24 protein-coding genes are annotated in these 25,644 nt (G+C 67.6%); 10 read left to right on the forward strand and 14 right to left on the reverse strand.

Annotated elements, in window-relative coordinates; all coding sequences use genetic code 11:
* Positions 1–37 precede the first annotated feature (37 nt).
* Complete coding sequence (locus DFO45_RS02165; RefSeq protein ID WP_133863580.1) at positions 38–775, reverse strand: arylesterase; 738 nt, start codon at positions 773–775, stop codon at positions 38–40.
* Between DFO45_RS02165 and DFO45_RS02170 the strand changes: the two genes are divergently transcribed.
* The 3 genes from DFO45_RS02170 to DFO45_RS02180 are packed head-to-tail and all read left to right on the forward strand — an operon-like array spanning position 774 to position 4,898.
* Entirely contained in the window at positions 774–1,502 is a 729-nt protein-coding gene (locus DFO45_RS02170) for an ABC transporter ATP-binding protein (RefSeq protein ID WP_133863581.1), read from the forward strand. The genes DFO45_RS02165 and DFO45_RS02170 overlap by 2 nt on opposite strands.
* On the forward strand, positions 1,499–4,039 hold the full coding sequence (locus tag DFO45_RS02175; protein ID WP_133863582.1) for an FtsX-like permease family protein: 2,541 nt from the start codon (positions 1,499–1,501) through the stop codon (positions 4,037–4,039). Before DFO45_RS02170 ends, DFO45_RS02175 begins: the two co-directional genes overlap by 4 nt.
* A 13-nt stretch (positions 4,040–4,052) precedes the next feature.
* Positions 4,053–4,898, forward strand: a complete 846-nt coding sequence (locus tag DFO45_RS02180) for an alpha/beta hydrolase (protein ID WP_133863583.1) — start codon at positions 4,053–4,055, stop codon at positions 4,896–4,898.
* 8 nt (positions 4,899–4,906) lie between these two features.
* On the opposite strand, the gene DFO45_RS02185 is transcribed toward DFO45_RS02180, so the two are convergent.
* The 7 genes from DFO45_RS02185 to DFO45_RS02215 all read right to left on the reverse strand — a co-directional run bounded on the left by DFO45_RS02185 (position 4,907) and on the right by DFO45_RS02215 (position 10,837).
* Positions 4,907–5,023: a DUF2474 family protein gene (locus tag DFO45_RS02185; protein ID WP_244421743.1), complete on the reverse strand. Its 117-nt coding sequence runs from the start codon at positions 5,021–5,023 to the stop codon at positions 4,907–4,909.
* A gap of 50 nt (positions 5,024–5,073) precedes the next feature.
* Positions 5,074–6,081, reverse strand: coding sequence for a cytochrome d ubiquinol oxidase subunit II (gene cydB, locus DFO45_RS02190; RefSeq protein WP_133863841.1), 1,008 nt, complete (start codon positions 6,079–6,081; stop codon positions 5,074–5,076).
* Positions 6,082–6,090: 9 nt separating this feature from the next.
* Positions 6,091–7,527, reverse strand: a complete 1,437-nt coding sequence (locus tag DFO45_RS02195; RefSeq protein ID WP_133863584.1) for a cytochrome ubiquinol oxidase subunit I — start codon at positions 7,525–7,527, stop codon at positions 6,091–6,093.
* Positions 7,528–7,954: 427 nt separating this feature from the next.
* Positions 7,955–8,836, reverse strand: a complete 882-nt coding sequence (locus tag DFO45_RS02200; RefSeq protein ID WP_166657029.1) for a CHAD domain-containing protein — start codon at positions 8,834–8,836, stop codon at positions 7,955–7,957.
* A 53-nt stretch (positions 8,837–8,889) separates the two neighbouring features.
* Positions 8,890–9,429: a biotin transporter BioY gene (locus tag DFO45_RS02205; RefSeq protein WP_133863842.1), complete on the reverse strand. Its 540-nt coding sequence runs from the start codon at positions 9,427–9,429 to the stop codon at positions 8,890–8,892.
* A 14-nt stretch (positions 9,430–9,443) separates the two neighbouring features.
* Positions 9,444–10,091 carry an energy-coupling factor transporter transmembrane component T gene (locus DFO45_RS02210; protein ID WP_133863586.1) on the reverse strand — a complete coding sequence of 216 codons (648 nt, stop codon included), beginning with the start codon at positions 10,089–10,091 and terminating at the stop codon, positions 9,444–9,446.
* Positions 10,088–10,837 carry an ABC transporter ATP-binding protein gene (locus DFO45_RS02215; RefSeq protein ID WP_133863587.1) on the reverse strand — a complete coding sequence of 250 codons (750 nt, stop codon included), beginning with the start codon at positions 10,835–10,837 and terminating at the stop codon, positions 10,088–10,090. Before DFO45_RS02215 ends, DFO45_RS02210 begins: the two co-directional genes overlap by 4 nt.
* A 288-nt stretch (positions 10,838–11,125) precedes the next feature.
* Between DFO45_RS02215 and DFO45_RS02220 the strand changes: the two genes are divergently transcribed.
* The 6 genes from DFO45_RS02220 to denD all read left to right on the forward strand — a co-directional run bounded on the left by DFO45_RS02220 (position 11,126) and on the right by denD (position 19,019).
* The gene (locus DFO45_RS02220; RefSeq protein ID WP_166657030.1) at positions 11,126–13,489 is read left to right on the forward strand and encodes a TonB-dependent siderophore receptor; all 2,364 of its coding nucleotides are present in this window, start codon (positions 11,126–11,128) and stop codon (positions 13,487–13,489) included.
* 84 nt (positions 13,490–13,573) lie between these two features.
* Positions 13,574–14,254: a Fe2+-dependent dioxygenase gene (locus DFO45_RS02225; RefSeq protein ID WP_133863589.1), complete on the forward strand. Its 681-nt coding sequence runs from the start codon at positions 13,574–13,576 to the stop codon at positions 14,252–14,254.
* Positions 14,255–14,390: 136 nt separating this feature from the next.
* The gene (locus DFO45_RS02230) at positions 14,391–16,205 is read left to right on the forward strand and encodes an IlvD/Edd family dehydratase (RefSeq protein ID WP_133863590.1); all 1,815 of its coding nucleotides are present in this window, start codon (positions 14,391–14,393) and stop codon (positions 16,203–16,205) included.
* Positions 16,206–16,214: 9 nt separating this feature from the next.
* Positions 16,215–16,943 (forward strand): GNAT family protein, encoded by a 729-nt coding sequence (locus DFO45_RS02235; RefSeq protein ID WP_133863591.1) that lies wholly within the window; start codon positions 16,215–16,217, stop codon positions 16,941–16,943.
* Positions 16,940–17,686, forward strand: a complete 747-nt coding sequence (locus tag DFO45_RS02240; protein WP_012172273.1) for an SDR family oxidoreductase — start codon at positions 16,940–16,942, stop codon at positions 17,684–17,686. The genes DFO45_RS02235 and DFO45_RS02240 overlap by 4 nt, the downstream gene beginning before the upstream one ends.
* Positions 17,687–18,038: 352 nt before the next feature.
* A complete protein-coding gene (denD, locus tag DFO45_RS02245; RefSeq protein ID WP_133863592.1) occupies positions 18,039–19,019 on the forward strand; it encodes a D-erythronate dehydrogenase in 981 nt (326 codons plus the stop codon).
* 57 nt (positions 19,020–19,076) lie between these two features.
* On the opposite strand, the gene DFO45_RS02250 is transcribed toward denD, so the two are convergent.
* On the reverse strand, positions 19,077–19,589 hold the full coding sequence (locus tag DFO45_RS02250; RefSeq protein WP_133863593.1) for a hypothetical protein: 513 nt from the start codon (positions 19,587–19,589) through the stop codon (positions 19,077–19,079).
* A gap of 311 nt (positions 19,590–19,900) precedes the next feature.
* Here DFO45_RS02250 and DFO45_RS25075 point away from each other — a divergent pair, with 311 nt between their 5' ends.
* Complete coding sequence (locus tag DFO45_RS25075) at positions 19,901–20,791, forward strand: hypothetical protein (protein ID WP_208299727.1); 891 nt, start codon at positions 19,901–19,903, stop codon at positions 20,789–20,791.
* 154 nt (positions 20,792–20,945) lie between these two features.
* Here DFO45_RS25075 and DFO45_RS02265 read toward each other — a convergent pair whose 3' ends face one another.
* The 5 genes from DFO45_RS02265 to DFO45_RS02285 form a co-directional block, all read right to left on the reverse strand.
* Positions 20,946–21,731, reverse strand: coding sequence for a succinate dehydrogenase iron-sulfur subunit (locus DFO45_RS02265; protein WP_012172269.1), 786 nt, complete (start codon positions 21,729–21,731; stop codon positions 20,946–20,948).
* A gap of 80 nt (positions 21,732–21,811) precedes the next feature.
* Positions 21,812–23,644 carry a succinate dehydrogenase flavoprotein subunit gene (gene sdhA / locus DFO45_RS02270; protein WP_012172268.1) on the reverse strand — a complete coding sequence of 611 codons (1,833 nt, stop codon included), beginning with the start codon at positions 23,642–23,644 and terminating at the stop codon, positions 21,812–21,814.
* 1 nt (position 23,645) lies between these two features.
* Positions 23,646–24,032 carry a succinate dehydrogenase, hydrophobic membrane anchor protein gene (sdhD, locus tag DFO45_RS02275; protein WP_012172267.1) on the reverse strand — a complete coding sequence of 129 codons (387 nt, stop codon included), beginning with the start codon at positions 24,030–24,032 and terminating at the stop codon, positions 23,646–23,648.
* A 10-nt stretch (positions 24,033–24,042) separates the two neighbouring features.
* Complete coding sequence (gene sdhC / locus DFO45_RS02280; protein ID WP_012172266.1) at positions 24,043–24,444, reverse strand: succinate dehydrogenase, cytochrome b556 subunit; 402 nt, start codon at positions 24,442–24,444, stop codon at positions 24,043–24,045.
* Positions 24,445–24,742: 298 nt separating this feature from the next.
* Positions 24,743–25,453: an OmpW family outer membrane protein gene (locus DFO45_RS02285; protein ID WP_081434047.1), complete on the reverse strand. Its 711-nt coding sequence runs from the start codon at positions 25,451–25,453 to the stop codon at positions 24,743–24,745.
* Positions 25,454–25,644: the final 191 nt, after the last annotated feature.

A 25,644-nucleotide genomic window follows, 5' to 3' on the forward strand; every position in this document is an offset into this window, starting at 1 on the left:
TCCCGCCCGCGCCAAGAGCATGATTTCGGCGTTTTGACTAGCGTTGGCTGGTCTCCGCCAGAAGTTTTTCGACGCTGGGCAGAATGGCCGGCACGATGCGGTTCACGCCGGCCGCCGTGGGGTGCATGCCGTCCGCCTGGTTGAGGCTGCGATCTCCAGCAACGCCATCGAGAAAGAAGGGATAGAGCAGCACGCCGTGCTTGCTCGCCAGATCGGGATAGATGGCATCGAAGGCCTTCTGGTAGTCGGCGCCGAAATTGGGCGCGGCCCGCATCCCGGCCAGCAGCACAGGGATGTTGCGGCCCTTCAGCCGCGTCAAGATCTCGTCCAGCGTGCGCCGGGTGATGTTCGGATCCTGTCCGCGCAGCATGTCATTGGCGCCCAGTTCGACGATCACCGCATCGGTGCCGGGGGGCACGGACCAGTCCAGCCGCGCGAGGCCCTGGGTGGAGGTGTCGCCGGACACGCCCGCATTGGTGACGGAGACGTCGTATCCCTTGGCCCTCAGGGCCGCCTCAAGACGCGCCGGAAAGGCATCGGCGCGCGGCAGGCCGTAGCCGGCGGTCAGGCTGTCGCCGAAGGCCACGAGATGGATGGTCTTGGCCGCTGCCACCTCGGCTGACAGGATCGTGACCGCCGTGAGCGTGACGAGGAGCCTTCCCGTTGCCGCCTTCCATGTCCCATATGAACGCAAGCGGCCAGACCGTAACGTAATCTCCGCACGGCGGACGACGCCCGTGATGGACTTCAGGATGATGGCGATCGCCTCCGGCATGGATACTCTCTCTTCTTCCGCTTCCCATTCCCCCGCCATTGCCCTGTCCGGCGTGGACCTCTCCCTCGGCACGGGCGCGGCACGCGTCCATGTGCTCAAGGGCGTGTCCCTCACCGTCGCGCCGGGCGAGACGGTCGGCCTCGTCGGCCCCTCCGGCTCGGGCAAGTCCACGCTTCTCATGGTGATGGCGGGTCTGGAGCGCGTGGACAAGGGGCGGGTGGAGGTCGCTGGCGAGGATGTGACCGCGCTCGACGAGGATCGCCTCGCGCGGTTCCGTGGGGCGAATGTGGGGATCGTCTTCCAGTCTTTCCACCTCATCCCCACCATGACGGCGCTGGAGAATGTGGCGGTGCCGCTGGAACTCGCGGGGCGACGCGATGCCTTCGCGCGGGCGGCGGACGAGCTTGAGGCCGTGGGCCTCGGCCACCGACTGAACCATTATCCGGCACAGATGTCGGGCGGCGAGCAGCAGCGCGTCGCGGTGGCCCGGGCGCTCGCGCCTCAGCCGCCCATTCTGGTCGCGGACGAGCCCACCGGAAACCTCGACGAGGCGACGGGCCAGCAGATCATGGATCTGCTGTTCGCCGCCCATGCCGCCCGGCGCACCACGCTGGTGCTGGTGACCCATGATCCGGCACTTGCCCGCCGCTGTGCCCGCAACGTGCGCCTGCGCTCCGGCGTCATCGAGGCCGACACCCCTGTCGCCAGCGCGGCGGCCGGCGCATGAGCACCGCCCGTCTCTCCGTCGCCTTCGCCTTTGCGCTGCGCGAACTGCGCGGGGCCAAGCGCGGCTTCGGCATCTTCCTCGCCTGTCTCGTCCTCGGCGTCATGTCCATTGCCGGGGTCGGCTCCTTTGCCCGCGCTCTCACCGATGGCCTGGCCCGCGAGGGGCGCTCCATCCTTGGCGGCGATGCCGCTTTCACGCTCATCCAGCGGGAGGCGAGCGATCCTGAGCGCGCCCTCCTCGCCTCCGGCGGCACTGTGGGCCGTGTGGCCCTCATGCGCGCCATGGCCCGGACCGAAAGCGGCGCCGCGACCCTTGTCGAGATGAAGGCCGTGGATGGCACGTATCCGCTGGTCGGCTCAGCGGAACTCGCGCCGCAGATGCCTCTCGATGCCGCTCTGGCGCTGAAGGACGGGCTTTATGGCGCGGTGGTGGACGAGACCTTCCTCTCCCGCCTGGAGGTGAAGGTCGGTGACGTTATCCGCCTCGGTGAGGCTGCATTCCAGTTGCGGGCCGTGCTCGCCTCGGAGCCGGACCGTCTGGCCTCCGGCGTCGGCTTCGGCCCGCGCTTCCTCATTTCCGATGCGGCGCTCGACGCCACGAAGCTCATCCAGCCGGGCAGCCTCGTGCGCTGGAGCTACCGGGTGCGGCTCGATGATCCGCGGCCCGAAGCGCTGGCGGCTTTCGTCGAGAAGGTGCGGGCGGGTGCGCCGGAGGCGGGCTTCGAGGTCCGCACCCGCGATGCCGCTTCCCCGCAGCTCGAACGCAATGTGAAGCGCATCGCGCAATATCTGACGCTGGTGGGCCTCACCGCCCTTCTGGTGGGCGGCGTGGGCGTGGCCAATGCGGTGTCGGCGCATCTGGCCGAGAAGCGGGAGGTCATTGCCACCCTGAAGGCTCTGGGCGCGACGCGGGCCACCATCTTCACCACCTATCTGTTCGAGGTGGCGATGATCGCCGGCCTCGGCATCGTCCTCGGCCTTGTGCTGGGGGCCGCCGTGCCCTTCGTCGCGGCGGGCGTGATGGCCGCTTACATCCCCTTTCCGCTTTCACCCCATGTGGATGCGGTCGCGCTCGCTTTCGCCGCCCTCTACGGCGCGCTGGTTACCTTCGCCTTCACGCTGTGGCCGCTGGCGCGGGCGCAGGAGGCTCCGGTCTCCGCACTGTTCCGGGACGAGATCGGTGCCCGCCGGCGCTGGCCGCGCTGGCCCGCCCTCGTGGGCTGCGCGGCGGCGGTGGCGGCGCTCGTGGCCGTGGCGCTCGTGACGGCTGAAGACCAGCGCTCGGCGCTGATCTTCCTCGCCGCCTCCGCGGCCGTGTTCCTGCTGCTGCGGCTCGTGGCGCTCGGCATCATGGTGCTCGCCCGCCGCCTGCCGCGCCCGCGCGGCACCATGGCGCGCCTGGCGCTCGCCAACATCCACCGTCCCGGCGCGCTGACGCCCACGGTGGTGCTGTCGCTCGGGCTTGGCCTCTCGCTGCTCACCGCCATCGCCCTCATCGACCGAAGCCTGACGCAGGAGATTTCCGGCTCGCTGGCGGAAAAGGCGCCGAGCTTCTTCTTCGTGGACGTGCCGAGCAGCGAGCAGGAGGCCTTTGCCGCCTTCATCGCCACGCACGCGCCGGAGGCCACCTACAAGTCGGTGCCCATGCTGCGTGGGCGCATCACCGCCCTCAACGACGTGCCGGCGGAAGAGGTGAAGCCCGCCCCCGATGCCGCCTGGGTGCTCCAGAGCGATCGCGGCATCTCCTTCGGCAATGAGGTTCCGGAGGGCTCCACAGTGGTCGCCGGGCGCTGGTGGTCGCCTGACGAGCCGGAGGCGCAGGTCTCCTTCGACCGCAAGCTTGCGGAGGGTCTCGGTCTCAAGCTCGGCGACAGCGTGACGGTGAACGTCCTCGGCCGCTCCATCACCGCCAAGCTCACCAACTTCCGCGATGTGAAATGGGAGCGGCTCGGCATCAATTTCGTGATGCAGTTCTCGCCCGCCACCTTCGCCGGGGCGCCTTATTCCGTGCTGGCGACACTCACCTTCCCGGAAGGCGCGGGATCGGCGCGCGAACTCGCCTTCATGCGCGAGGTGGCCGCCGCCTATCCGGCCGTCACGACGGTGCGGGTGAAGGAGGCGCTGGATCAGGCCAACAAGATGGTGGGCGACCTTGCCTTCGGCATCCGCATCGCCAGCCTCGTGACGCTGCTCACCTCCATCCTCGTGCTGGCCGGTGCGCTGGCGGCGGGGCATCAGCACCGGGTCTATGATGCGGTGATCCTGAAGACGCTCGGCGCCACACGCCGCAGCCTGGTGGGCGCCTATGCGCTGGAGTATGCCGGCCTCGGCCTCGTTACGGCGGTCTTCGCGATCGGGGCAGGGGCACTGGCGGCCTATTTCGTCGTCACACGGGTGATGACCATCGCCTTCACCTTTGCGCCCGGCGCGGCGCTGGGGGCGGTGGTGCTGGCGCTGGTGTTCACGGTGGGCTTCGGCCTCGTTGGCACATGGCGAGCGCTGAGCCAGCCGCCGGTGCGTGTGCTCCGGCACCTTTGATGTGGGGGAGGGGATGGGCACGCCGGCACCGCAGCAGATCTGGGGCACGCTCTCGCAGGCGGCGCGGGATGACGCCTACAACAACACCAAGGCGGTGGCGAACAGCGCCGAGATCGCGGCCGCGCGCGATGCCGCCTCCGCCGCCTTCCGCGCCCGTCGGCCGGAGCATCTGGACGTGCCCTGTGGTCCCGCGCCGCGCCAGAAGCTGGACCTCTTTCCGGCGGCGGATGCGGGTGCGCCCTGTCTCGTCTTCATCCACGGCGGCTACTGGCAGCGCAATGCGCGCGAACTCTTCGCCACCTATGCGGAAGGCCTCGCGGCGGCCGGCTGGTCTGTGGCGCTGCCGGGCTACACCCTCGCACCCGATGCGCGGCTGACGGATATCGTGGCTGAGATCGGCGCGGCGCTGGACTGGCTGAAGGGCTCTGGCCCGGCCCATGGCATCGCCGGGCCGCTGGTGATTTCCGGCTGGTCGGCGGGCGGGCATCTGGCGGCGTTCCATCTCGGCCATCCGGCGGTGAGCGCGGGGCTCGCCATCTCGGGCATCTATGAGCTTGGGCCGCTGCGGGACACCTATCTCAACGCGGCGCTGCGTCTGTCGGATGAGGAGATCAAGGCGCTCTCGCCTCTGCGGCTGCCGGTGGTCCACAAGCCGCTTGCGATCGCCTACGGCACGCGGGAGGTGCCGGCGCTGGTCCATGACGCGCGCACCTTCCACGCCTTGCGGGCCGGAGCCCATGCGCCTGGCCCGCTGGTGCCGGTGGCCGGCGCGGACCATTTCACCATCCTCGCGGGCCTCTCACAGCCGGATGGCATCCTGGCACGCGCCGCGCGCTCCATCCTCGCGGATGCGCGCTAGGCCCCACATCAGGGCGTCATGCCGGCGCTCTTCATGAGCAGGCGGAACAGGAGCGCCGCCGCCCCCAGCGCCGCGACGCTGAGGGACCAGATGAGGATGAGCCAGCCCAGCCGGCGCACCCACACGTTGCCGCGAGATCTCCCCTCAGTCCTGTTCGAGGGTGCTGTATCCTTGCTCAATGGTAGCCATCCCCTGCGCGCACCTTGCCCCGGAACACATAATAGGACCAGGCGGTGTAGCCCAGAATGAAGGGGATGATGAACAGCGCTCCGACCAGCGCGAAGCCGAGGCTCTGCACCGGCGCAGCCGCGCCCCAGATGGAGACGGCGGGCGGGATGATATTGGGGAACAGGCTGATGGCAAGGCCACTGTAGCCGAGGAACAACAGGGCCAGCGCCAGCAGGAAGGGCAGGGCGTGGGAGCCCCGCGCCAATGCCTTGATCATCCCATAGGCCGCCGCCAGCACCAGAAGCGGCACCGGCAGGAAGAACAGGAGGTTGGGCAGGCTGAACCAGCGGGCGGCGACGCCTTCATGGGCCAGCGGGGTCCACAGGCTAACGCCGGCGATGACGGCCAGCAGGGCGAAGGTGATGGGCCGCGCCAGCGCGATCATGCGGGCCTGAAGCGGCCCTTCGGTTTTCAGGATCAGCCAGGTGCAGCCGAGCAGCGCATAGGCCACCACGAGGCCGAGGCCGGTGAAGACGCTGAAGGGCGAGAGGAAATCGAGCACGCCGCCCGCATAGGCGCCGTTCTCGACCCGGAAGCCGTTGATGAAGGCGCCAAGCGCCAGCCCCTGGCAGAAGGTGGCGACGATGGAGCCCCAGGCGAAGGCGTGATCCCAGAAGGGACGGTGGCCTTCATCCGCCTTGAATCGGAACTCGAAGGCCACCCCGCGCCAGATGAGGCCCGCCAGCATGAAGATGAGCGGTAGATAGAGCGCGCTCAGCAGCACGGAATAGGCGAGCGGAAAGGCGGCGAGCAGCCCGGCGCCGCCGAGCACCAGCCAGGTTTCGTTGCCGTCCCACACGGGGGCGACCGTGTTCACCATCACATCCCGGTCGTCCCGGTCGCGGATGAAGGGGAAGAGGATGCCGATGCCGAGGTCGAAGCCGTCCATGATGACATACATCATGAGGCCGAAGCCGATGATGACGGCCCAGATGAGGGGGAGATCGATGCCCATGCTCATGGCTCACTCTCCATGGCCGATCGAGAGGACAGCCCCGGGCGCGGCCGAGAGCGGGCGGGACGGGCGCTGGTTGCGCCCGGTATCTGCCGCGGGATCGGCCCGTTCCGGTTCGGCCGGCCCGCCATGGCCCGGGCCCTTGCCCACGAGCTTCAGCATGTAGGTGACGCCGATGCCGAAGACGAGGAAATACATGACGATGAACAGCACGAGCGTGGTGCTCAGCGCCAGCGCTGAATGGTTGGAGACCGCATCCGCCGTGCGCATGACGCCATAGACCACATAGGGCTGACGGCCCATCTCCGTGGTGATCCACCCGGCAAGGATGGCGATGAGGCCCGACGGCCCCATGACGAGGGCGAAGCGCTGGAGCAGAACGCTGTCATAGAGCTTCCCGCGCAGGCGCTGCAGCAGGCCGAGGGCTCCGAGCGCCAGCATCAGCATTCCGAGCCCCACCATGATGCGGAAGGTCCAGAAGATGACCGTCGAATTGGGCCGGTCCTCGGGCGGAAAATCCTTGAGGGCGGGGATCTGCCCGTCCCAGCTATGGGTGAGGATGAGGCTGCCCAGATGAGGCACCTCCACCGCCCAGCGGGTGGTCTCCGCCGCCATGTCCGGCCAGCCGAACAGGATGAGCGGCACCGCCTCGCCGGGCGTGCGCTCCCAGTGGCCTTCCATGGCAGCGATCTTGGCCGGCTGGTGCTCCAGCGTATTGAGTCCGTGCTGATCGCCCGCAAGGATCTGGAGCGGCGCGGTAAACAGCAGCATCCAGAGCGCCATGGAGAACATGGTGCGAATGGCGGGCGTGCGGTGACCCTTCATGAGATGCCACGCCCCCGAGGCTGCGACGAACAGAGCGGTGGCGAGATAGGCGGCCAGCGTCATATGCACGAGGCGATAGGGGAAGGAGGGATTGAAGATGACCTTCAGCCAGTCCACCGGCACCACGCGCCCGTCGATGATCTCGAAGCCCTGCGGCGTCTGCATCCAGGAATTGGAGGCGAGGATCCAGGTTGCGGAGATGAGGGTGCCCACCGCCACCATGACGGTGGCGAAGAAATGCAGCCCCGGCCCCACCTTGTTCCAGCCGAACAGCATCACGCCCAGAAAGCCGGCTTCCAGGAAGAAGGCGGTGAGTACCTCATAGGCGAGGAGCGGGCCGGTGACGCCGCCGGCGAAGCTGGAGAAATAGCTCCAGTTGGTGCCGAACTGATAGGCCATGACGAGACCGGAGACGACGCCCATGGCGAAGTTCACGGCGAACACCTTGGACCAGAAGAAATAGAGCTCGCGGTAAGTCTCGTCCTTGCGCAGCAGCCACATGGCCTCCAGCACCGCCAGATAGCTGGCAAGCCCGATGGTGATGGCCGGGAAGATGATGTGGAACGAGACGGTGAATCCGAACTGGATGCGCGCCAGTTCGAGCGCAGTCAGGCCGAACATGGCGAGGCTCCCGCATCGAGGCCGCAGGTGCGGCGGAGTGGGGGATGCGTCCAGGCATGGCCAAGGGCGCGTGGCGTCTGGGGGCAGCGCACGCTCATGATCGTCTCCATATGGCCGCACGCGCTCGGGCGGAGCGATGTGCGACGGCTCGCCGATGCTTGGGCGAGACTGTCCGGCACCCTGTTGTCCTGACGCCCGGGAGGAAAAGGGCCAGTGCGTCAGCGCGGAGTGCTTTATGGCAATTCCGCGCGGGCCAGCATGCCTAATGGATAAGTAAGCGCTTGTTGTGCGGTGCGGGATGGTCCGTTTTGTCCATGCGACAATATGGACGCATACCAATGGCCACCCGTTCTGGTGGCCGTCTCACCTGAAACGCCGGCAGGCTCCGCCAGTTCGCACCGAGCCGGCTCTTATTGCCGCGCGCCGTTCAGCGCGGCGCGGCGATGCGCTCGGACAGCCTGGCCGCAAACGCCCGTCCGGGGCGCTGGAAGAGGGCAGCATGCCGTGCCTTGGCTTCCTTGATGAGCCGCCGCTGCATTTCGCGCGCGGCGCCTGCCACGTCGGACATGAGCGCCTCGTGCTCGGTGCCGAGCGCGGAGGCAAGGCGCGGCTTCAGCGCCTCGATGTCCTGATGCAGGCCCAGCACGTCACGCAGGCGCTGGGCCTTGCGCGCCCGGCCCGCGCCTGTTCCGGCGAAGGCGGCGATGAAGCTCATCTGATAGCGGTGGATGACCACGCGCTTGCGCAGCTCATGGATGGCGACCGGCAGGCTCCAGTCGGGCGACTTGCGGGCCTGGCGATAGCCCTTGGCGATGCCGGCGAGAACGTCGGCTTCACGGGCTGCGGCGGCCAGGCCGTCCGCAAGCGCTGCGCGGGCGGTCTCCAGAAACGCGCTGACCGTGTCGCGTTCCGGCAGAGCCGCATCCGGCGGGATCTCCGCGGCGAGAAGACCGGTTGCCGCCGTGGCCTCTGCGCGTCCGATGAGGCGGGCGTCCCGCAGCGCCTCCAGGGCGTCCTGTGCCGCCTTGAGGTCGCGGGCGGCGGACAGGGTTCGTGCGATCTGCGAGGCGGCGGTGCGCGCCGCCTTCGCCTCCGCCGTGGGGACGAGCCGCAGAAGGGCCCGATAATCCTTCAACGCCTTGCGCACGTCATGGACCATCTCGGTGGGATCGTCCTCGCCGACCGCTTCGGCCACCGCATCGAGGCGGTCCGACAGCGCTTCCGCCAGCGCCTGCCCGAGATCGGCGGCGATGCGGGCGGACAAGGTGTCGGCCGGGGTGGCCTCGGGTGCGATCTCTTCCAGGCTCATGGGGCCAGTCTGCCACATCGCTTGCCATTCGTCGCCCGATTGCGACGCTATGCCTAACGGCGGGCGAGGCCCGCCTGCGCAAGGCTGCGGGCGGCCAGCGTCGCCACCGCCGCTTTCAGGAGATCGCCCGGAATGAAGACCGCGCTGCCGGCCAGCGCCTTGGCCAGCGGCACCTGGGCGATGGCTGCGAAGGCTGGCACGCCGATGAGATAGACGACCCCGATGCCGCCGAGCACGGCGCCGAGGAAATCGGCCAGCGGCCGGGGGCCGGGCAGGCGTGCGGCGAACCAGCCGGTGGCGAAGGCGCCGGCCACGTAGCCGGCGAGGAAGCCCGCCGTCGGCCCGAAGAAGACGCCGAGCCCTCCGCGTCCGCCCGACAGGAGCGGGGCGCCCAGCGCCACCACCAGCAGGAACAGGGCGATGGCGAGCGCGCCGTCCCGACCGCCGAGGATGAGGCCGGCCATCATGACCACGAGCGACTGGGCGGTGATAGGCACGCCCGCGATGAAGGGCAGGTGGATGGGCGGCACCAGCCCGAGCATGCCCATGAGCGCGGCGAAGAGGGCGATGCGCACCAGCGCGCGGGTCTCCAGGGGGGCGGCCTTGCTCATTTGGTCCTCGTCTCGCGGGATCGGCCCGTGTCATGCCGCGCAAAGCCGCGGGCATCAAGAGCCTCGGCCACGCGGTCTGCGAGGCGCAGGGTCTGGGTTAGGAAGCCCGGCAGGAGGGCGAGCCCCGGCCGGCGCGGGCTGCGGGCCCGCCAGGCCTCGGTCCGGGCCTGCCAGGAGGCGAGGAGCACCGGCACGAAGCGCAGCACCAGCGCCACCGCCAGCGCCAGCCGGCGCGGCTCAAGCCCCAGCCGCCGCAACGGGCTGGCGAGCCACTCCAGAACGTCCATCATGTCCTGAAGCGGGGTCGAGAGGGTCACGAGATCTGCCAGCATCACCATGAGCAGGATGCGCATCACGATCACGAGGCCGGAGACAAGGCCGGCGGGCGACCAGTCCTGCGCCCAGAGTTGCAGCACCAGCATGAGCCCGAGGATGGGCAGCAGCGGCCGCAGCAGGCCGAGCCGCGCGAGGGCCGGACGGCCGAGGGCGGCGTAGGCGCAGAGCACCGCGGCGAGGCCGGTGCCCAGCAGCAGCGGGCTCTGGGCGGGAAGCAGCAGAACGCTCAATCCGGCGAGCCCCGCGAGCTTCCACCCTGCCGGCAGGCGGTGCAGCGGCGAGCGGCCGGGCAGGTAGCCGGAGATCATGACAGGTTCCCGAGCGTCCGCGCCCGCGTCTCCTCATGGGCGCGATAGGCCGGCAGCACGGCATCGGGCGAACCGTCCGCCTTCACCGCGCCGGCCTCCAGCCAGAGGATGCGGTCGAAGCCGGCGATGAGGTCGAGGTCATGGCTCGCCATCAGGACCTGCTGCGGCAGCCGTTCGATCCGGGCGAGGAGCGCCCGCCGGTTGGCGAGGTCGAGGCTGGCGAGCGGCTCGTCCATGACGAGGATGGCCGGATCGGGGGCGAGTGCCGCGAGGATGCAGACGAGCTGCTTCTGGCCCTCGGAGAGTGCGTCCACGGCCCGCCCCGCCCATCCGGCGCAGCCATGGGCCGCCAGCAGGCGCTCCGCCTCCGCGCGGGCGGCCTTGCGATCAAGGCCGTGCTCCACGAGACCGAAGGCGATCTCCTCGCCCACGGTGGGAAACAGGATCTGGTGATCCACATTCTGGAAGACGAAGCCGACGCGGGTGGGCAGGTCGCGGCGGTCGCGGGCGGCATCGAGCCCGGCCACGGTCAGGTGGCCGCGATCCGGCACGAGCAGCCCGTTCAGCAAACGCAGCAGGCTGCTCTTGCCGGAGCCGTTCGAGCCGACGAGGCCGATGCGCCGCTCCGGCAGATCAAGCGAGAGGCTGCGGAACAGCGGGCTGCCGCCCCGGTCGAGCCAGACGTCCCGCAGCACGATGCCGCCGCGTCCTTCGCCATCTTTCCGCCCGCCTGCGGTTTCCGCCATGTTGCCGTCCTGTTGCGTGCCCGCGGAATGGCAGCCTTTTGGCGCGCCGGCAAGAGCGCGCCGATGGCGTGCAAGCGCCTGCGGATGTTGGCATTGCAGCGTTCTTAGAGTCATTACAGTTTTTATTTATTACAAACAAATAATGGCCAGATTAGCATGTCTCAAATGTGGCGCTTCGGTGTCATTTTTCGTTGCGGCAGGGCAAGCGTTGGAAATATGGAGGAGAAATACAGATTGGACATTGCGTGCTCACGTGCGGTGTTGCGCGCATTTCTGGAGATGATTGACATGCCCGCCAATGTTGCTGGTGAAGGTATTCGCGCATCCAGCCAGCCCGAGGGTGTCCGGGCGGCTCTCATGGGATCGCTGCATTTGACCGTCGGCATGGCGTCCGTGATGGTGGCGGGCCCGGCGCTGGCCCAGCAGGCCGCAGCCCCGAGCACGGAAGTGGACCTGCCCACCGTGCAGGTGCAGGGCGACGGCACCAGCTTCTCGTCGAACAGCACGGGCGTCACCCGCCTGCCGGTGCCGATCTTCGACATGCCGCAGACGGTCAACGTCATCACCGAGGAGGTGATGCGCGAGCAGAACACGGTGACGCTCGAACAGGCCCTGCGCAACGTCTCGGGCATCACCTTCAGCGCCGGCGAGGGCGGCCAGCAGGGCGACAATCCCATCATCCGGGGCTTCTCGGCGCGCGGCGACATCTATCGCGACGGCATCCGCGATCCGGGCTGGTACACGCGCGACATGTTCGACATCGAGCAGGTGGACGTGTTCCTCGGCCCGTCGTCCTTCGCCTTCGGCCGCGGTTCCACGGGCGGCGCCATCAACATGGTGTCCAAGCTGCCCAAGAACGCCACCTTCGTGAATGCGGACGTTTCCGCCTACACCAGCCAGGGTTGGCGCACCACGCTCGATGCCAACGGCAAGTATAACGACAACATCTATGCGCGCATCAACCTGATGGCGCAGGACATCGACACCGCCGACCGCGATAACGTCAACGCCACGCGCTGGGGCGTGGCCCCGTCCATCACCGCCAAGCTGAACGACAAGACGACGGCGACGCTGTCCTATTACTACCAGCACGAGGAGAGCGTTCCCGATTACGGCGTGCCCTATTATCCGGCGCCCGTGGTGAGCACCGCGCTCGGCACCTTCGGCCAGCCGCAGGGCGGATATTTCGGCAATGGCGCGGCGACCCCGCCGGTCAATGTGCCGCGCAACACCTGGTACGGCGTCACCAACGGTCCCTACAAGGACCAGGTGACCACCGACACCAACATGGTCACCCTGCAGCTCCAGTATGAGCTCAACGACTATGTGACCCTCACCAACGGCACCCGCTACACCGCGAACGATCGTCTGGCCCGCGTGACCGCGCCCCGCGCGCTCGGCACTTCCGCCAACGTGTCCTTCGCCTCGCCGCTGCCGGCCTCCCAGTATTATTACCCCACCGGCGCCATGACGATCGGCATGCAGCGCTTCCAGACCGAAACCGACAATACCCAGTTCACGAACATCACCGACATGGTGGCGAAGTTCAAATGGGGGCAGTTCGAGCACACGCTCAACGCCGGCATCGAGGTCACCAGCGAAGGCCGCTACCAGCAGCGTTATAACCTCTGCAATCAGACGGTGGTGACCTGCCGCGTGTCGCTCATCAATCCCGTGGACGTGTCCGCGAACTTCGGCCTCGGCGGCTACACCAACTATCTGCCGACCTCCACCGTGACCACGGACATGACGGACGTGGGCTTCTATGCGGCCGACCAGATCAAGATCAACCAGTACTGGCAGATCATGGGCGGCTTCCGGCTCGATGCTGCCAGCACCAACTACAATTCCTTCGCCATCACCACGGCCAACACCGGCATCTCTGGCACGCAGACGATGCTCCAGAACTCGGAGACCATGTTCAACTACAAGGTGGGCACCATCTTCACGCCCATCGAGCCGCTGAACCTCTATGTGACCTACGGCACCTCCTCCAACCCTTCGTCGGAGTATGGCGTGCTTGACAGCGGTACCGCGACGCTGGCGCCGGAGTCGAACACGACCGCCGAGGCCGGCTTCAAGGCGATGCTGCTCAACAACCAGCTCACCGTGACCGGCGCCATCTTCCAGACCATGAAGACCAACACCCGCGTCGCGACCGACACCGCCGCGGGCCTGCCGCCCACCGTGCTGGGCGGCGAGCAGCGGGTGCAGGGCTATACGCTCGGCGCCACCGGCAACCTCACCAAGGACTGGAACATCACCGCCAGCTTCACCCACCTCGACTCGGAGATCATGAGCGTCGGTCCCGCTCCGACCGTGGCCAACCTCCAGACGCTGGGCAAGCAACTGCCGAACACGCCGCCCAACTCCTTCTCCTTCTGGACGTCCTACAACGTCACCAAGGAACTCCTGGTCGGTTTCGGCGGCACCTACAACGACAACACCTTCGCCAATGCCACGAACACCGTCTATGTGCCCTCCTACTGGGCCTTCGACGCCATGGCGAGCTACCAGATCTCGAAGAACTTCCAGGTCCAGCTCAACGTCTACAATCTGACCGACGAGCTGTATTACGCGCAGTATTATGGCGGTCAGGCCGTCCCCGCTGCGGGCCGCACCGGCACCCTCACCGCCCGGGCGACCTTCTGATCCCGGTTCCCGTCTCCGCCGCCGCGCCTCTCTCCGGGCGCGGCGGCTTTTGCGTTTGTTGCGCCCTGCGCGGAGTGCCTGCCGATGATGATCCATATTCCCAAGGTGCTGACCCCGGAGCAGGTCGCCCGCTGTCGCGCCGTGATGGATGCGGCGGGCTGGGTGGACGGGCGCTCCACCGCCGGCGCGCAGGCCGTGCATGTGAAGAAGAACCTCCAGCTGCCCGACGGCAGCGCCGAGGCGCGCGAGCTGGGCGAGATGGTGCGCGCCGCCCTCCAGCGCTCGGCCCTGTTCACCTCCGCCGTCCTGCCCCGGCGCATCCTGCCGCCCATGTTCAACCGCTATGATGCGGGCATGACCTTCGGCTCGCACGTGGACAATGCCATCCGCTTCGTGCGCGACAGCGGCGAGCCGCTGCGCACCGACGTCTCCACCACGCTCTTCCTCTCCAAGCCGGACGAGTATGAGGGCGGCGAACTGGTGGTGGAGGACACCTATGGGGCCCACAAGGTGAAGCTGCCGGCGGGCGATGCCATCGTCTATCCCGCGACCTCCCTGCACCATGTGACGCCCATCACGCGCGGCTCGCGGGTGGCCTCCTTCTTCTGGACGCAGAGCCTCATCCGGGATGCCGGCCAGCGGGCGCTGCTGTTCGACATGGACATGGCCATCATGCGTCTCAACCAGGACCATCCAGGTCACATCTCGGCGGTCCAGCTCACCGGCGTCTATCACAACCTCCTGCGCCAATGGGCGGAGGTCTGAGCTGCCGCAGCGCAGCACAGAAGGGCAGCGTGGAACCTCTCCAGCCTGATTGATTTCGCGGCCCGCGAGGCGCATAAAGCGGCGATCAAATCGTTTCAAATGCCGCCGCAAGACGCGCTTCGCCTGGGAGAAAACCATGGTCGGTCAAGGGGATCAGCCGGAAAATCACGGCCGCAAGCTGCGCTCGCAGCTCTGGTTCGACAATCCGGACAATCCGGGCATGACCGCGCTCTATCTGGAGCGGTATCTGAACTTCGGCCTGACCCGCGAGGAACTCCAGTCCGGCAAGCCGATCATCGGCATTGCCCAGACCGGCTCGGACCTCTCTCCCTGCAACCGCCATCACCTCGACCTTGCCAAGCGCGTGCGCGAGGGCATTGCGGCGGCGGGTGGCATTCCCTTTGAATTTCCGGTCCATCCCATCCAGGAGACCGGCAAGCGGCCCACCGCCGCGCTTGACCGGAACCTCGCCTATCTCGGCCTGGTCGAGGTGCTCTATGGCTATCCGCTCGACGGCGTGGTGCTGACCACCGGCTGCGACAAGACGACACCCGCCTGCATCATGGCGGCGGCCACCGTGAACATTCCGTCCATCGTGCTCTCCGGCGGCCCCATGCTGAACGGCTGGTGGAATGGCGAGCGCACTGGTTCCGGCACCGTGGTGTGGAAGGCCCGTGCCCAGCATGCGGCGGGCGAGATCGACTACGACACCTTCATGGAGATCGTGGCGTCCTCCGCCCCCTCCGTCGGCCACTGCAACACCATGGGCACGGCTTCCACCATGAACGGCCTGGCCGAGGCGCTGGGCATGTCGCTGCCGGGCTGCGCGGCCATTCCCGCCCCCTATCGCGAGCGCGGCCAGATTTCCTACGAGACCGGCAAGCGCATCGTGGACATGGTGTGGGAGGATCTGAAGCCCTCCGATATCCTGACCCGCGAAGCGTTCGAGAACGCCATCCGCGTCAATTCGGCGATCGGCGGCTCCACAAACGCCCCCATCCACCTCAATGCCATCGCCCGCCATGTGGGCGTGTCGCTGACGGTCGATGACTGGCAGGCGGTGGGCCACAAGATCCCGCTGCTCGTGAACCTTCAGCCGGCGGGCGAATATCTGGGCGAGGAATTCCACCGCGCCGGCGGCATTCCCGCCGTGGTGGCCGAACTGATCCAAGCTGGCCAGATCCATGAGGGCGCGCTCACGGTGAACGGCCGCAGCATCGGCGAGAACTGCCGCGGCAAGTTCTCCTGGGATCGCGACGTGATCCGCGCCTATGACGCGCCCATGAAGGCGGACGCCGGCTTCATCGTGCTGCGCGGCAATCTGTTCGAGAACGCCATCATGAAGACCTCGGTGATCTCCGAGGAGTTCCGCGCCCGCTTCCTTTCCGATCCGAAGGACCCCAACGCCTTCGAGGGACCGGCCGTGGTGTTCGAGGGGCCGGAGGACTACCACCACCGCATCGATGATCCGGCGCTGGGCATCGACGAGCACACGCTGCTCTTCATCCGCGGCACCGGCCCCATCGGTTATCCCGGCGGTGCCGAGGTGGTGAACATGCAGCCGCCGGCGGCCCTCATCAAGCGCGGGGTCAATGCGCTGCCCTGCATCGGCGATGGCCGCCAATCGGGCACGTCCGGTTCGCCCTCCATCCTCAACGCCTCTCCGGAAGCGGCGGCGGGCGGCGGCCTCGCCCTGCTGAAGACCGGCGACCGGGTGCGCATCGACCTGGAGAAGGGCACCGCGGACATCCTGATTTCGGATGAGGAACTGGCGCAGCGCCGGGCCGCCCTTGAGGCCAATGGCGGCTTCCCCATTCCGCAGAGCCAGACCCCCTGGCAGGAGATCCAGCGCTCCATGGTCGCCCAGTTCGATGAGGGCATGGTTCTGAAGCCGGCCGTGAAGTATCAGCGGGTGGCGCAGACGATGGGCGTTCCGCGCGACAACCACTAGGGTCCTGCCATGACTGGGGAAGCCGCCGCCGAGGATCAGGTTCTGGGGGCGCCCGTCAGCGGTCGGCCCGCGCGCCGCCCGGCGCGCGTGGCGCTGGAAGGACGGCATGTTTGCGTCCGTCCTTTCGACGTGGACCTCCACGCCGCCGACCTCTTCGCCGCCTCCCATGGCAGCGCGGAGGTGGAGGCGCTGTGGGATTTTCTCTCCGTCCCGCCCTTCGCCGATCTGGACGCCTTCCGCCGCTCCTATGCGGAGGCGGCGCTGAAGGATGATCCGCTCATGTTCGCGCTGGTGGATCCGGCGAGCGGCAGAGCGGTGGGGCACGCCACCTACATGCGCATCGAGCCCGCGCATCGGGTGATCGAGGTTGGCAATATCCTCTTCACGCCCGCGCTCCAGCGCAGCCGGGCGGCGACGGAAGCCATGTATCTCATGGCCCGCCACGCCTTCGAGGATCTCGGCTACCGGCGCTATGAGTGGAAGTGCAACGCGCTGAATGCGCCCTCCCGCCGCGCCGCTCTGCGGCTCGGCTTCACCTATGAGGGGCTGTTCCGCCAGCACATGGTCATCAAGGGGCGCAACCGGGACACCACCTGGTTCTCGCTGCTGGATCACGAATGGCCGCGCGCCAAGGCGGCGTTCGAGGCGTGGCTTGCGCCCGGCAATTTCGATGCGGACGGCCGTCAGAAGAGCCGTCTTGAAGACATCCGGAACACACTGGAGAAGGAAACGCCATGACGGGACGTTTGGAGGGCAAGATCGCGCTGGTGACGGCGGCCGGGCAAGGCATCGGCCGCGCCATCGCGGAGGCCTATGTGCGCGAGGGCGCGCGGGTGATCGCGACCGATCTCGATGTCGCCAAGCTGGAGGGCCTCAAGGGCGCCGAGGTGCGCGCGCTCGACGTGCGCAGCACCGATGCCGTGAACGCCCTCGCCAAGGACATCGGCCCGGTGCACATCCTGTCCAACAATGCGGGCTATGTGCACCAGGGCACGATCTTCGAGACCAGCGAGAAGGACTGGGACTTCTCCTTCGATCTCAACGTCACCTCCATCCACCGCACCATCTCGGCCTTCCTGCCGGGCATGCTGGAGGCGGGCGGCGGCTCCATCGTGAACATCGCCTCGGCGGCCTCCTCCATCCGTGGCGTGCCGAACCGCTATGTGTACGGCACCACCAAGGCGGCCATCATCGGCCTCACCAAGGCGGTGGCGGCGGACTTCATCCTGAAGGGCGTGCGCGCCAACGCCATCTGCCCCGGCACCATCCAGTCGCCCAGCCTCGACGAGCGCATCGCCGCGGTGGCTGCCCAGACCGGCCGTTCGCTGGAGCAGGTGCGGGCCGATTTCGTCGGCCGCCAGCCCATGGGCCGGCTCGGCAAGCCGGAGGAGATCGCCGCGCTCGCCGTCTATCTCGGCAGCGACGAGAGCGCCTTCACCACGGGCCAGATCCACATCATCGACGGCGGCTGGGTGCTCTGAGCGCCTGAGGCCGCTGGCGGAACGGCTGGGGTTATGAGGGGAGAACCCTCCCCCGTTGAGGGGGAGGGCAGGGAGTTGGGTAGGACGCCCTCCGCCCAAGCGCGCTCTGCGGCCCCCGGCCGCTTTACCCCCCTCCCAACCCTTCCCCCGCAAGGGGGGAGGGCTTTATCACCGATTGTCTGCGCAACGGCGCGACTGTGAGCCTCGTGTCCCCTCTCCCGCTTGCGGGGGAGGGATAGGGAGGGGGACGAGCGGCATCTGCCACGCCTCCCCCCGCCGCAGATACCCAAACGCGCCCGCTGAGAGGCGCGGCAAGATCCGGTCCGGAAACAGATTTCAAGGAGAGATGTTCATGCGCATTCTCGTCATCGGCGGTGCCGGCATGGTCGGCCGCAAGCTGATCGAACGCCTGGCGCGGGAGGGCCGCCTCGGCGGCAAGCCCATCAGCCATCTCACCGCCCATGATGTGGTGGCACCCGCCCGCGTGGAGGCGCCCTTCACCATCGAGACGCGGGTGTCGGACCTGTCCGTTCCTGGTGAGGCCGAGGCGCTGATCAAGGACCGGCCGGACGTCATCTTCCATCTCGCGGCCATCGTGTCGGGCGAGGCGGAGGCCGATTTCGACAAGGGCTATCGCATCAATCTCGATGGCACGCGTTTTCTGTTCGATGCCATCCGGGTGGTGGAAGGCTATGTGCCGCGCGTGGTGTTCACCTCGACGCTCGCGGTGTTCGGCGCGCCTTATCCCGCCGAACCCATCGATGATGAATTCTTCCAGACGCCGCTCACCTCCTACGGCACGCAGAAGGCCATCTGCGAATTGCTGATGGCGGATTATTCCCGTCGCGGCTTCCTGGATGGCGTGGGCATCCGCCTGCCCACCATCTGCGTGCGGCCGGGCAAGCCCAACAAGGCGGCGTCGGGTTTCTTCTCCGGCATCATCCGCGAGCCGCTGGCGGGGCAGGAGGCGATCCTGCCGGTCTCCGAGGACGTGGTGCACTGGCACGCTTCGCCGCGCTCCGCCGCAGGCTTCCTCGTCCATGCGGCGACGCTGGACACCGCGCAACTCGGTGCCCGACGGTCCCTCAACATGCCGGGCGTTGGCGCGAGCGTGGGCGATCAGATCGAGGCGCTGCGCAAGGTCGCGGGCGACAAGGCGGTGGCGCGCATCCGCCGCGAGCCCGATCCGGTGGTTGCGAAGATCGTGAGCGGCTGGCCGCGCACCTTCAATCCCGCCCGCGCGCTCGCGCTGGGTTTCAAGGCGGAGACCTCCTTCGAGGAGATCATCCGCATTCATATCGAGGATGAGCTGGGCGGCAAGATCGCCGACTGAGCCCCGCAACTGCGGGACTGAAGGGGCATCGGCTGAAGCGGCCGGTGCCCTTTTGTGTCAGGCGGCGAAGGCGGGCTCGGCGCGGCTTGCGGCGAGGCCGGAGATGGCGGCGCGCAAGCGCGGCATCATCATGCGATAGAGATGGCGGCGGCGCCGCGGATCGGCGACCCCAGTCGGGTCCGCGAAGATCCAGGTCTCAACGGGAATGCGCGCGACGCCCGAGAGGCGTTCGATACGCTCGCGGGCACCGGCGACCAGCGCCACCACGAGGTCGATGCGCGGGGCGCCCGAGAAGCCGAAAACCTCCATGGGCTTTGAACTGAGCCCGTCGGCGGGGATGCCCTCGCTTTCAAGGCACTCCACCAGCGCATCATCCACGGCGCCGCTGCCATGGATGCCGGCGCTGAAGGCGCGCAACTGATGGTGGGTCTGGTGGGCGATGGCCTCCGCCAGCAGGCTGACGCCGGAATTGTCGCGGCAGGCGAACAGGATGGATGGACGCTGGGGCAGGGACGACAGTCCCGCCGCCGTCGGGCCAAGGTCCGCCGCGATGCTGGGCAAATGGGTCATGAAGGGCCTCCGGACAGGCGCGCCGCATCCCGGAACCTGACCAGGCAGGAGGAAGCCCTCCGGCCTGACAGGTCCCAGCCGCAGGACGTGGCGCGACGGCAGCGGGGATTAGCCCGGTTCGTCGACGGGGCGATGACAGCGCGGTGTCCGGAGTGCGGCAGCGCCCATGCCGCGAGAATTGCGGGCGGAATTCCGTGCGGGCGCTTGGCGTTAACCAAATTTCAGATTTTCGCGCCGATGTATCGCAAATGCCGGTGCGCGGCTGATTCGCTGACAGGCGCACTCCGCCCGGCGCGCAATCGGAGGCTTGCATGGCGAAAAGCGACGTTAAGGGTGAAGAGGTCAGCCGGATCGCAGCAAAGGCGCTGCGGGATCCGGGGAGCATCTCCCCGGAGGAAATCAAGGTTCTGGCTGCTTCGGCCCTGACTCAGGCGCCGGCCAAGCCGAAGGCCATTGCCGCGAAGGCACCGGCTGCCAAGGTGAGCGCCAAGGCGCCGGCCCCGAAGCCCGCCGCCAAGACGGCGACCAAGGCTCCCGCCGCGAAGGCTCCCGCTGCGAAAGCCGCCAAGGCTCCCGCCGCGAAGGCTCCCGCTGCCAAGGCCGCCAAGCCTGCTGCCGCCAAGCCGGTCGCCGCCAAGGCTGCGGCTCCCAAGGCTGCTGTCGCAAAGGCAGCGCCCGAGGCCCCCAAGGCCGAAGCGGTGAAGGCGGCTCCCAAGGCGCCTGCGGCCAAGACCGCTGCATCCAAGACCGCTCCGAAGGCTGCTGCGGCCAAGGCTCCGGTGAAGGCCGACGCGCCGAAGGCTCCGGCCAAGGCGGCAAAATCTGCTCCCGCTGCAAAGCCCGCTGCCGCGAAGGCCGAAGCGCCCGCCGTTGAGACGAAGGCTCCGGCGAAGGCCGCCAAGCCTGCCGCGAAGGCGAAGCCCGCTGCGAAGCCTGCCAAGGCGGCGCCGGCTCCGGCCCCCGCTCCGGTCGAGGCGCCGAAGACCGAGGCGAAGCCCACCAAGGCTCCGGTGAAGGCCACGAAGCCTGCGGCTGCCAAGCCCGCTGCCGCCAAGGCCGCTCCGGCCAAGGAAGAGGCCCCGAAGGCGCCGGCCGCGAAGCCGGTCACCAAGGCCGCCAAGGCTGCGGCGCCTGCCAAGGCGAGCGCGCCGGCGAAGGCCAAGGGTCCCGTCACCAAGCCGAAGGCGCCCAAGAAGGCCTGATCCTCGGCTCTGAAGCCTCAAAAAACGAAGGCCCGGCGGATTGTCCGCCGGGCCTTTGCTTCGTCCGGGTGTCGGCTGGCGTATCCGCGCGCCTCAAAACAAAACGCGCGCCACCGGGGCGCGCGTTCTGCGAAAGGGCGGCGGAGAAACGCCGTCAGATCTGGCGTTCCACCATCATCTTCTTGATCTCGGCGATGGCCTTGGCGGGGTTGAGACCCTTCGGGCAGGCCTGCGCGCAGTTCATGATGGTGTGGCAGCGGTAGAGCCGGAAGGGGTCTTCCAGATTGTCGAGGCGGGCGCCAGTGCGCTCGTCGCGGCTGTCCTTCAGCCAGCGGTTGGCCTGGAGCAGGGCTGCCGGGCCGAGGTAGCGGTCGCCGTTCCACCAGTAGCTCGGGCAGGAGGTGGAGCAGCAGGCGCACAGGATGCACTCATAGAGGCCATCCAGCCGCTCGCGGTCTTCCTTCGACTGGCGCCACTCCTTCTCGGGCGCGGCGGAGTCGGTCTGGAGCCACGGCTCGATCGAGGCGTGCTGCGCGTAAAAGCGGGTGAGGTCGGGAACGAGGTCCTTCACCACTTCCATGTGCGGCAGCGGGTAGATGTTCACCGAGCCCTTCACCAGCACTTCGTCCATGCCCTTGGTGCAGGCCAGCGTATTGGTGCCGCCGATGTTCATGGCGCACGACCCGCACACGCCCTCGCGGCAGGAGCGGCGGAAGGTCAGGGTCGGGTCGATGTGGTTCTTGATGTAGATGAGACCATCGAGAACCATGGGGCCGCAGGCTTCGCGGTCCACGTAATAGGTGTCGATGGACGGGTTCTTCCCGTCATCGGGGTTCCAGCGATAGACGCGGAACTCGGTGACCTTCTTGGCAGCCTGGGGCTTCGGCCAGGTCTTGCCCTTTGTGATCTGCGAATTCTTCGGGAGGGTGAACTCAGCCATGGTGCGTCCCAATCGTCGGCTGCGCCGGTCGTGCGAGAGAGCCGGCCCCGCTGGGCCGGCCCGATAGTGTCACGCGGGGCTCAGTACACGCGCTTCTTGGGCTCGATGTACTGGATGTCGTTCGACAGCGTGTAGGTGTGGACCGGCCGGTCCTCGAGCTTCACCTCGCCGCTCGCCGTGTCGATGTAAGCCAGCGTGTGCTTCATCCAGTTCACGTCGTCGCGGTCCGGGAAGTCCTCGCGGGCATGGGCGCCGCGGCTTTCCTTGCGGTTCAGCGCGCTGTCCATGGTCACGACGGCCTGGGCGATGAGGTTGTCGTACTCAAGCGTCTCGATGAGGTCCGAGTTCCAGACCAGCGAGCGGTCGGAGACCCGGATGTTGCTGGAGGCCTTGAACACGTCATGGATGAGCGTGTGGCCTTCCTCCAGCACCTCGCCGGTGCGGAACACGGCGCAGTTGTTCTGCATCACGCGCTGCATGTTGCCGCGCAGCTCGGCCGTCGGCGTGTCGCCGGAGGCGTTGCGGAAGCGGTCGAGGCGCGAGAGGGCCAGTTCGCCGCCATCCGCCGGCAGCTCGCGCTGCTTCTCGCCGGGGCGCACCAGCTCGGCGGCCCGGAGCGCCGCCGCGCGGCCGAACACCACGAGATCGATGAGCGAGTTGGAGCCGAGGCGGTTGGCGCCATGCACCGACACGCAGGCAGCTTCGCCGATGGCCATGAGGCCCGGCACCACCTTGTCCGGGTCGCCGCCCACCTTGTTCAGCACCTCGCCGTGATAGTTCGTCGGGATGCCGCCCATGTTGTAGTGGACGGTGGGGATCACCGGGATCGGCTCGCGGGTCACGTCCACGCCGGCGAAGATGCGGGCGCTTTCCGAGATGCCCGGCAGGCGCTCGTGCAGGATCGCCGGATCGAGGTGATCCAGATGCAGGAAGATGTGGTCCTTGTTCTTGCCGACGCCGCGTCCCTCGCGGATCTCCATGGTCATGGAGCGGGACACTACGTCGCGCGAGGCGAGGTCCTTGGCCGAGGGGGCATAGCGCTCCATGAAGCGCTCGCCCTCGGAATTGGTCAGGTAGCCGCCTTCGCCGCGCGAGCCCTCGGTGATGAGGCAGCCCGAGCCGTAGATGCCGGTCGGGTGGAACTGCACGAACTCCATGTCCTGGAGCGGCAGGCCGGCGCGCAGCACCATGCCGCCGCCGTCACCCGTGCAGGTGTGGGCGGAGGTGGCGGAGAAGTAGGCGCGGCCATAGCCGCCCGTCGCCAGGATGGTGAGGTTGGCGCGGAAGCGGTGCAGCGTGCCGTCGTCCATCTTCAGGGCGACGATGCCGCAGCAGCGGCCGTCCTCGTCCATGATGAGGTCGATGGCGAAGTATTCGATGAAGAACTCGGCCTTGTGCTTCAGCGCCGCGCCATAGAGCGTGTGCAGCATGGCATGGCCGGTGCGGTCAGCGGCGGCGCAGGTGCGCTGGGCGGTGCCCTTGCCGAAGTGCGTGGTCATGCCGCCGAAGGGGCGCTGGTAGATCTTGCCGTCCTCGGTGCGCGAGAAGGGCACGCCCCAGTGCTCAAGCTCGTAGACGGCGGCCGGCGCGTTGCGCACCAGATATTCGATGGCGTCCTGGTCACCCAGCCAGTCCGACCCCTTCACGGTGTCGTACATGTGCCATTCCCACTTGTCCTCGCCCATGTTGGCGAGGGAAGCGGCGACGCCGCCCTGGGCGGCCACCGTGTGGGAGCGGGTGGGGAAGACCTTGGTCACGCAGGCGGTTCGAAGTCCCGCCTCGGAACAGCCGACGACGGCGCGCAGGCCCGCGCCACCGGCGCCGACGACGAGCACGTCATAGGTATGGTCCGTGACCTGATAGGCGCGGCCGTTGATGCCGGGGGCGGCGGCGCCGTTGGTGGATTCAGCCATGTCAGCCTCCCAGGCTGATCTTGAGAACAGCGAAGGCGCCGGCCAGGCCGACCACCGTGGTGAAGAAGGTGTTGGCGATGATCAGCGCCACCTTCAGTCCCTCGGAGTGGACATAGTCCTCAATGACGACCTGCATGCCGATGCGCATGTGCGTCGTTACGGAGAGCAGGAGCAGCAGGATCACCACGGCCACGATCGGGTTCCCGAGCGTGGCGTGGGCGGCGTTGTAGCCGGCGCCGAGCAGCGAAATCATGATCCCGAGCGTGATGACCACGAGGATCAGGTTGCCGATCGCGGTCAGGCGCTGAAGGAAGAAGTGCTCGGTGCCGGAGCGGGCGGAGCCGAGACCGCGGACGCGGCCGAGCGGGGTGCGCATGGGGCTGTGCATGGTGAAACCCTCAGCTCTTCAGGGCGAGACCGATCACCCACACGATGATCGTGAGGGTGACGGAGCCGACCAGGGTGAGCTTGGCGAGCAGCACGCGCTCCTGGGCGCCGAAGCCGCGGATGGTGTCCCAGATCAGGTGGCGGATGCCGCCGAGGGCGTGATGGATCAGCGCCCAGGTGTAGCCGAAGAGCACCAGACGGCCGATCCAGGATCCGGCGATGCTGGTGAACAGGCCATAGGCGCTCGGCGTCGAAGCGGCGGCGAGCAGCCACCAGATCAGCAGCACGGTGCCGAAATAAAGCGCGATCCCCGTGGCGCGATGCACGATGGACATCACCATCGTCGGCAGCGGACGGTAGATCTGCAGGTGGGGAGAGAGCGGTCGCACAATGCGGGACGGGCTGTCGGCCATGGGCCTCCTCCGGAAATCGACCGATCAGGTATCCCAATCGTTGCCTGTTCGCAACAATTCCAAAGGAGGGGGCCTGACCTGTGGCGGTGGTATGACGCAGCGCAGCGGGGCTGCCAAGCGCCATCATTCATCCGCCTGCTGTTACGGCCTTTCGCGGGGACTTGGATGCCTCCGTTATGGCGGAAAACCGGCATCCGGGAGGCATCTTGGCAGCCATGCAATGTGCGCATGGACAAAAACAAACAGCGCGGGGCAAGCCCCGCGCTGTGGAAGAGTAAGGTGCAGTGATCCGTTCGGATCAGAAGCGATAGGTCACACCGGTGCTGAGCAGCCAGGGGCTCAGGTTGGTGGAGCCGGTGAGCGGCGTGCGGCCGACGGTGACGTTGAAGTCGGGCTCGAGGAAGATCTTCTTCACGTCCACGTTCCAGCCCCAGTGCCGGTCGATCATGTAGTCGAAGCCGGCCTGCAGCGCCCAGCCCCAGGTGTTCTTCACGTCGATGGACGTCACCTGATTGGCGCTCTGGTTGTAGAAGATGGTGTAGTTCACGCCGGCGCCGACGTAGGGCTGGAAGGCGCCGAAGTCGGTGAAGTGATACTGCAGCAGCAGGGTGGGGGGCAGCAGCCAGGTCTTGCCGACGGCGGTGCCGTTCAGGCTGCCGGTGCCGTCGATGTAGCTGTAGGTGGTGCCGAGGATGAGTTCGGCCGCCCAGTTCTTCGTGAAGTAGTAGGAGATGTCGAGCTCGGGGATCACCGTGTCCGAGGTCGAGATGCCGGAGCCGGCGACGCCGTTCACATGGCCGCTGTCATTGGTGACGACGCCCGTGATGCGCAGGCGGATCTGCCAGGGGTTCCAGGTGTCCACCACCACGGGGGCGGCCTTCACCGGCATGGCCATGTCGGCCGCCGCGGCGGGCGCCGCACCGAGGGTCGAGAAAGCGATCGCGGCAACGCCGGCCAGCGCCGTGGCGCCTGCGAGCTTGCTGCCGAAAGACTTGATGAAACCAGCCATTTGCCCCATCTCCAGCACAAGAATCTGATGCGCGACACTTGCCCCATCGCGGGCGGCAAAGTTTGACCTAGATCAAATCCAAGTCCCCCTGCCTGACGCTGTTGCCATCTTGCAACAGCGTCGCTCCAGCCACATTGTCGCCGCAGGAAAGGCCGGATGCTGTGGGATTCGCGCATCTTTCGGGGGCGTGT

This window comes from Azorhizobium sp. AG788 (assembly GCF_004364705.1).
Classification (GTDB): domain Bacteria; phylum Pseudomonadota; class Alphaproteobacteria; order Rhizobiales; family Xanthobacteraceae; genus Azorhizobium; species Azorhizobium caulinodans.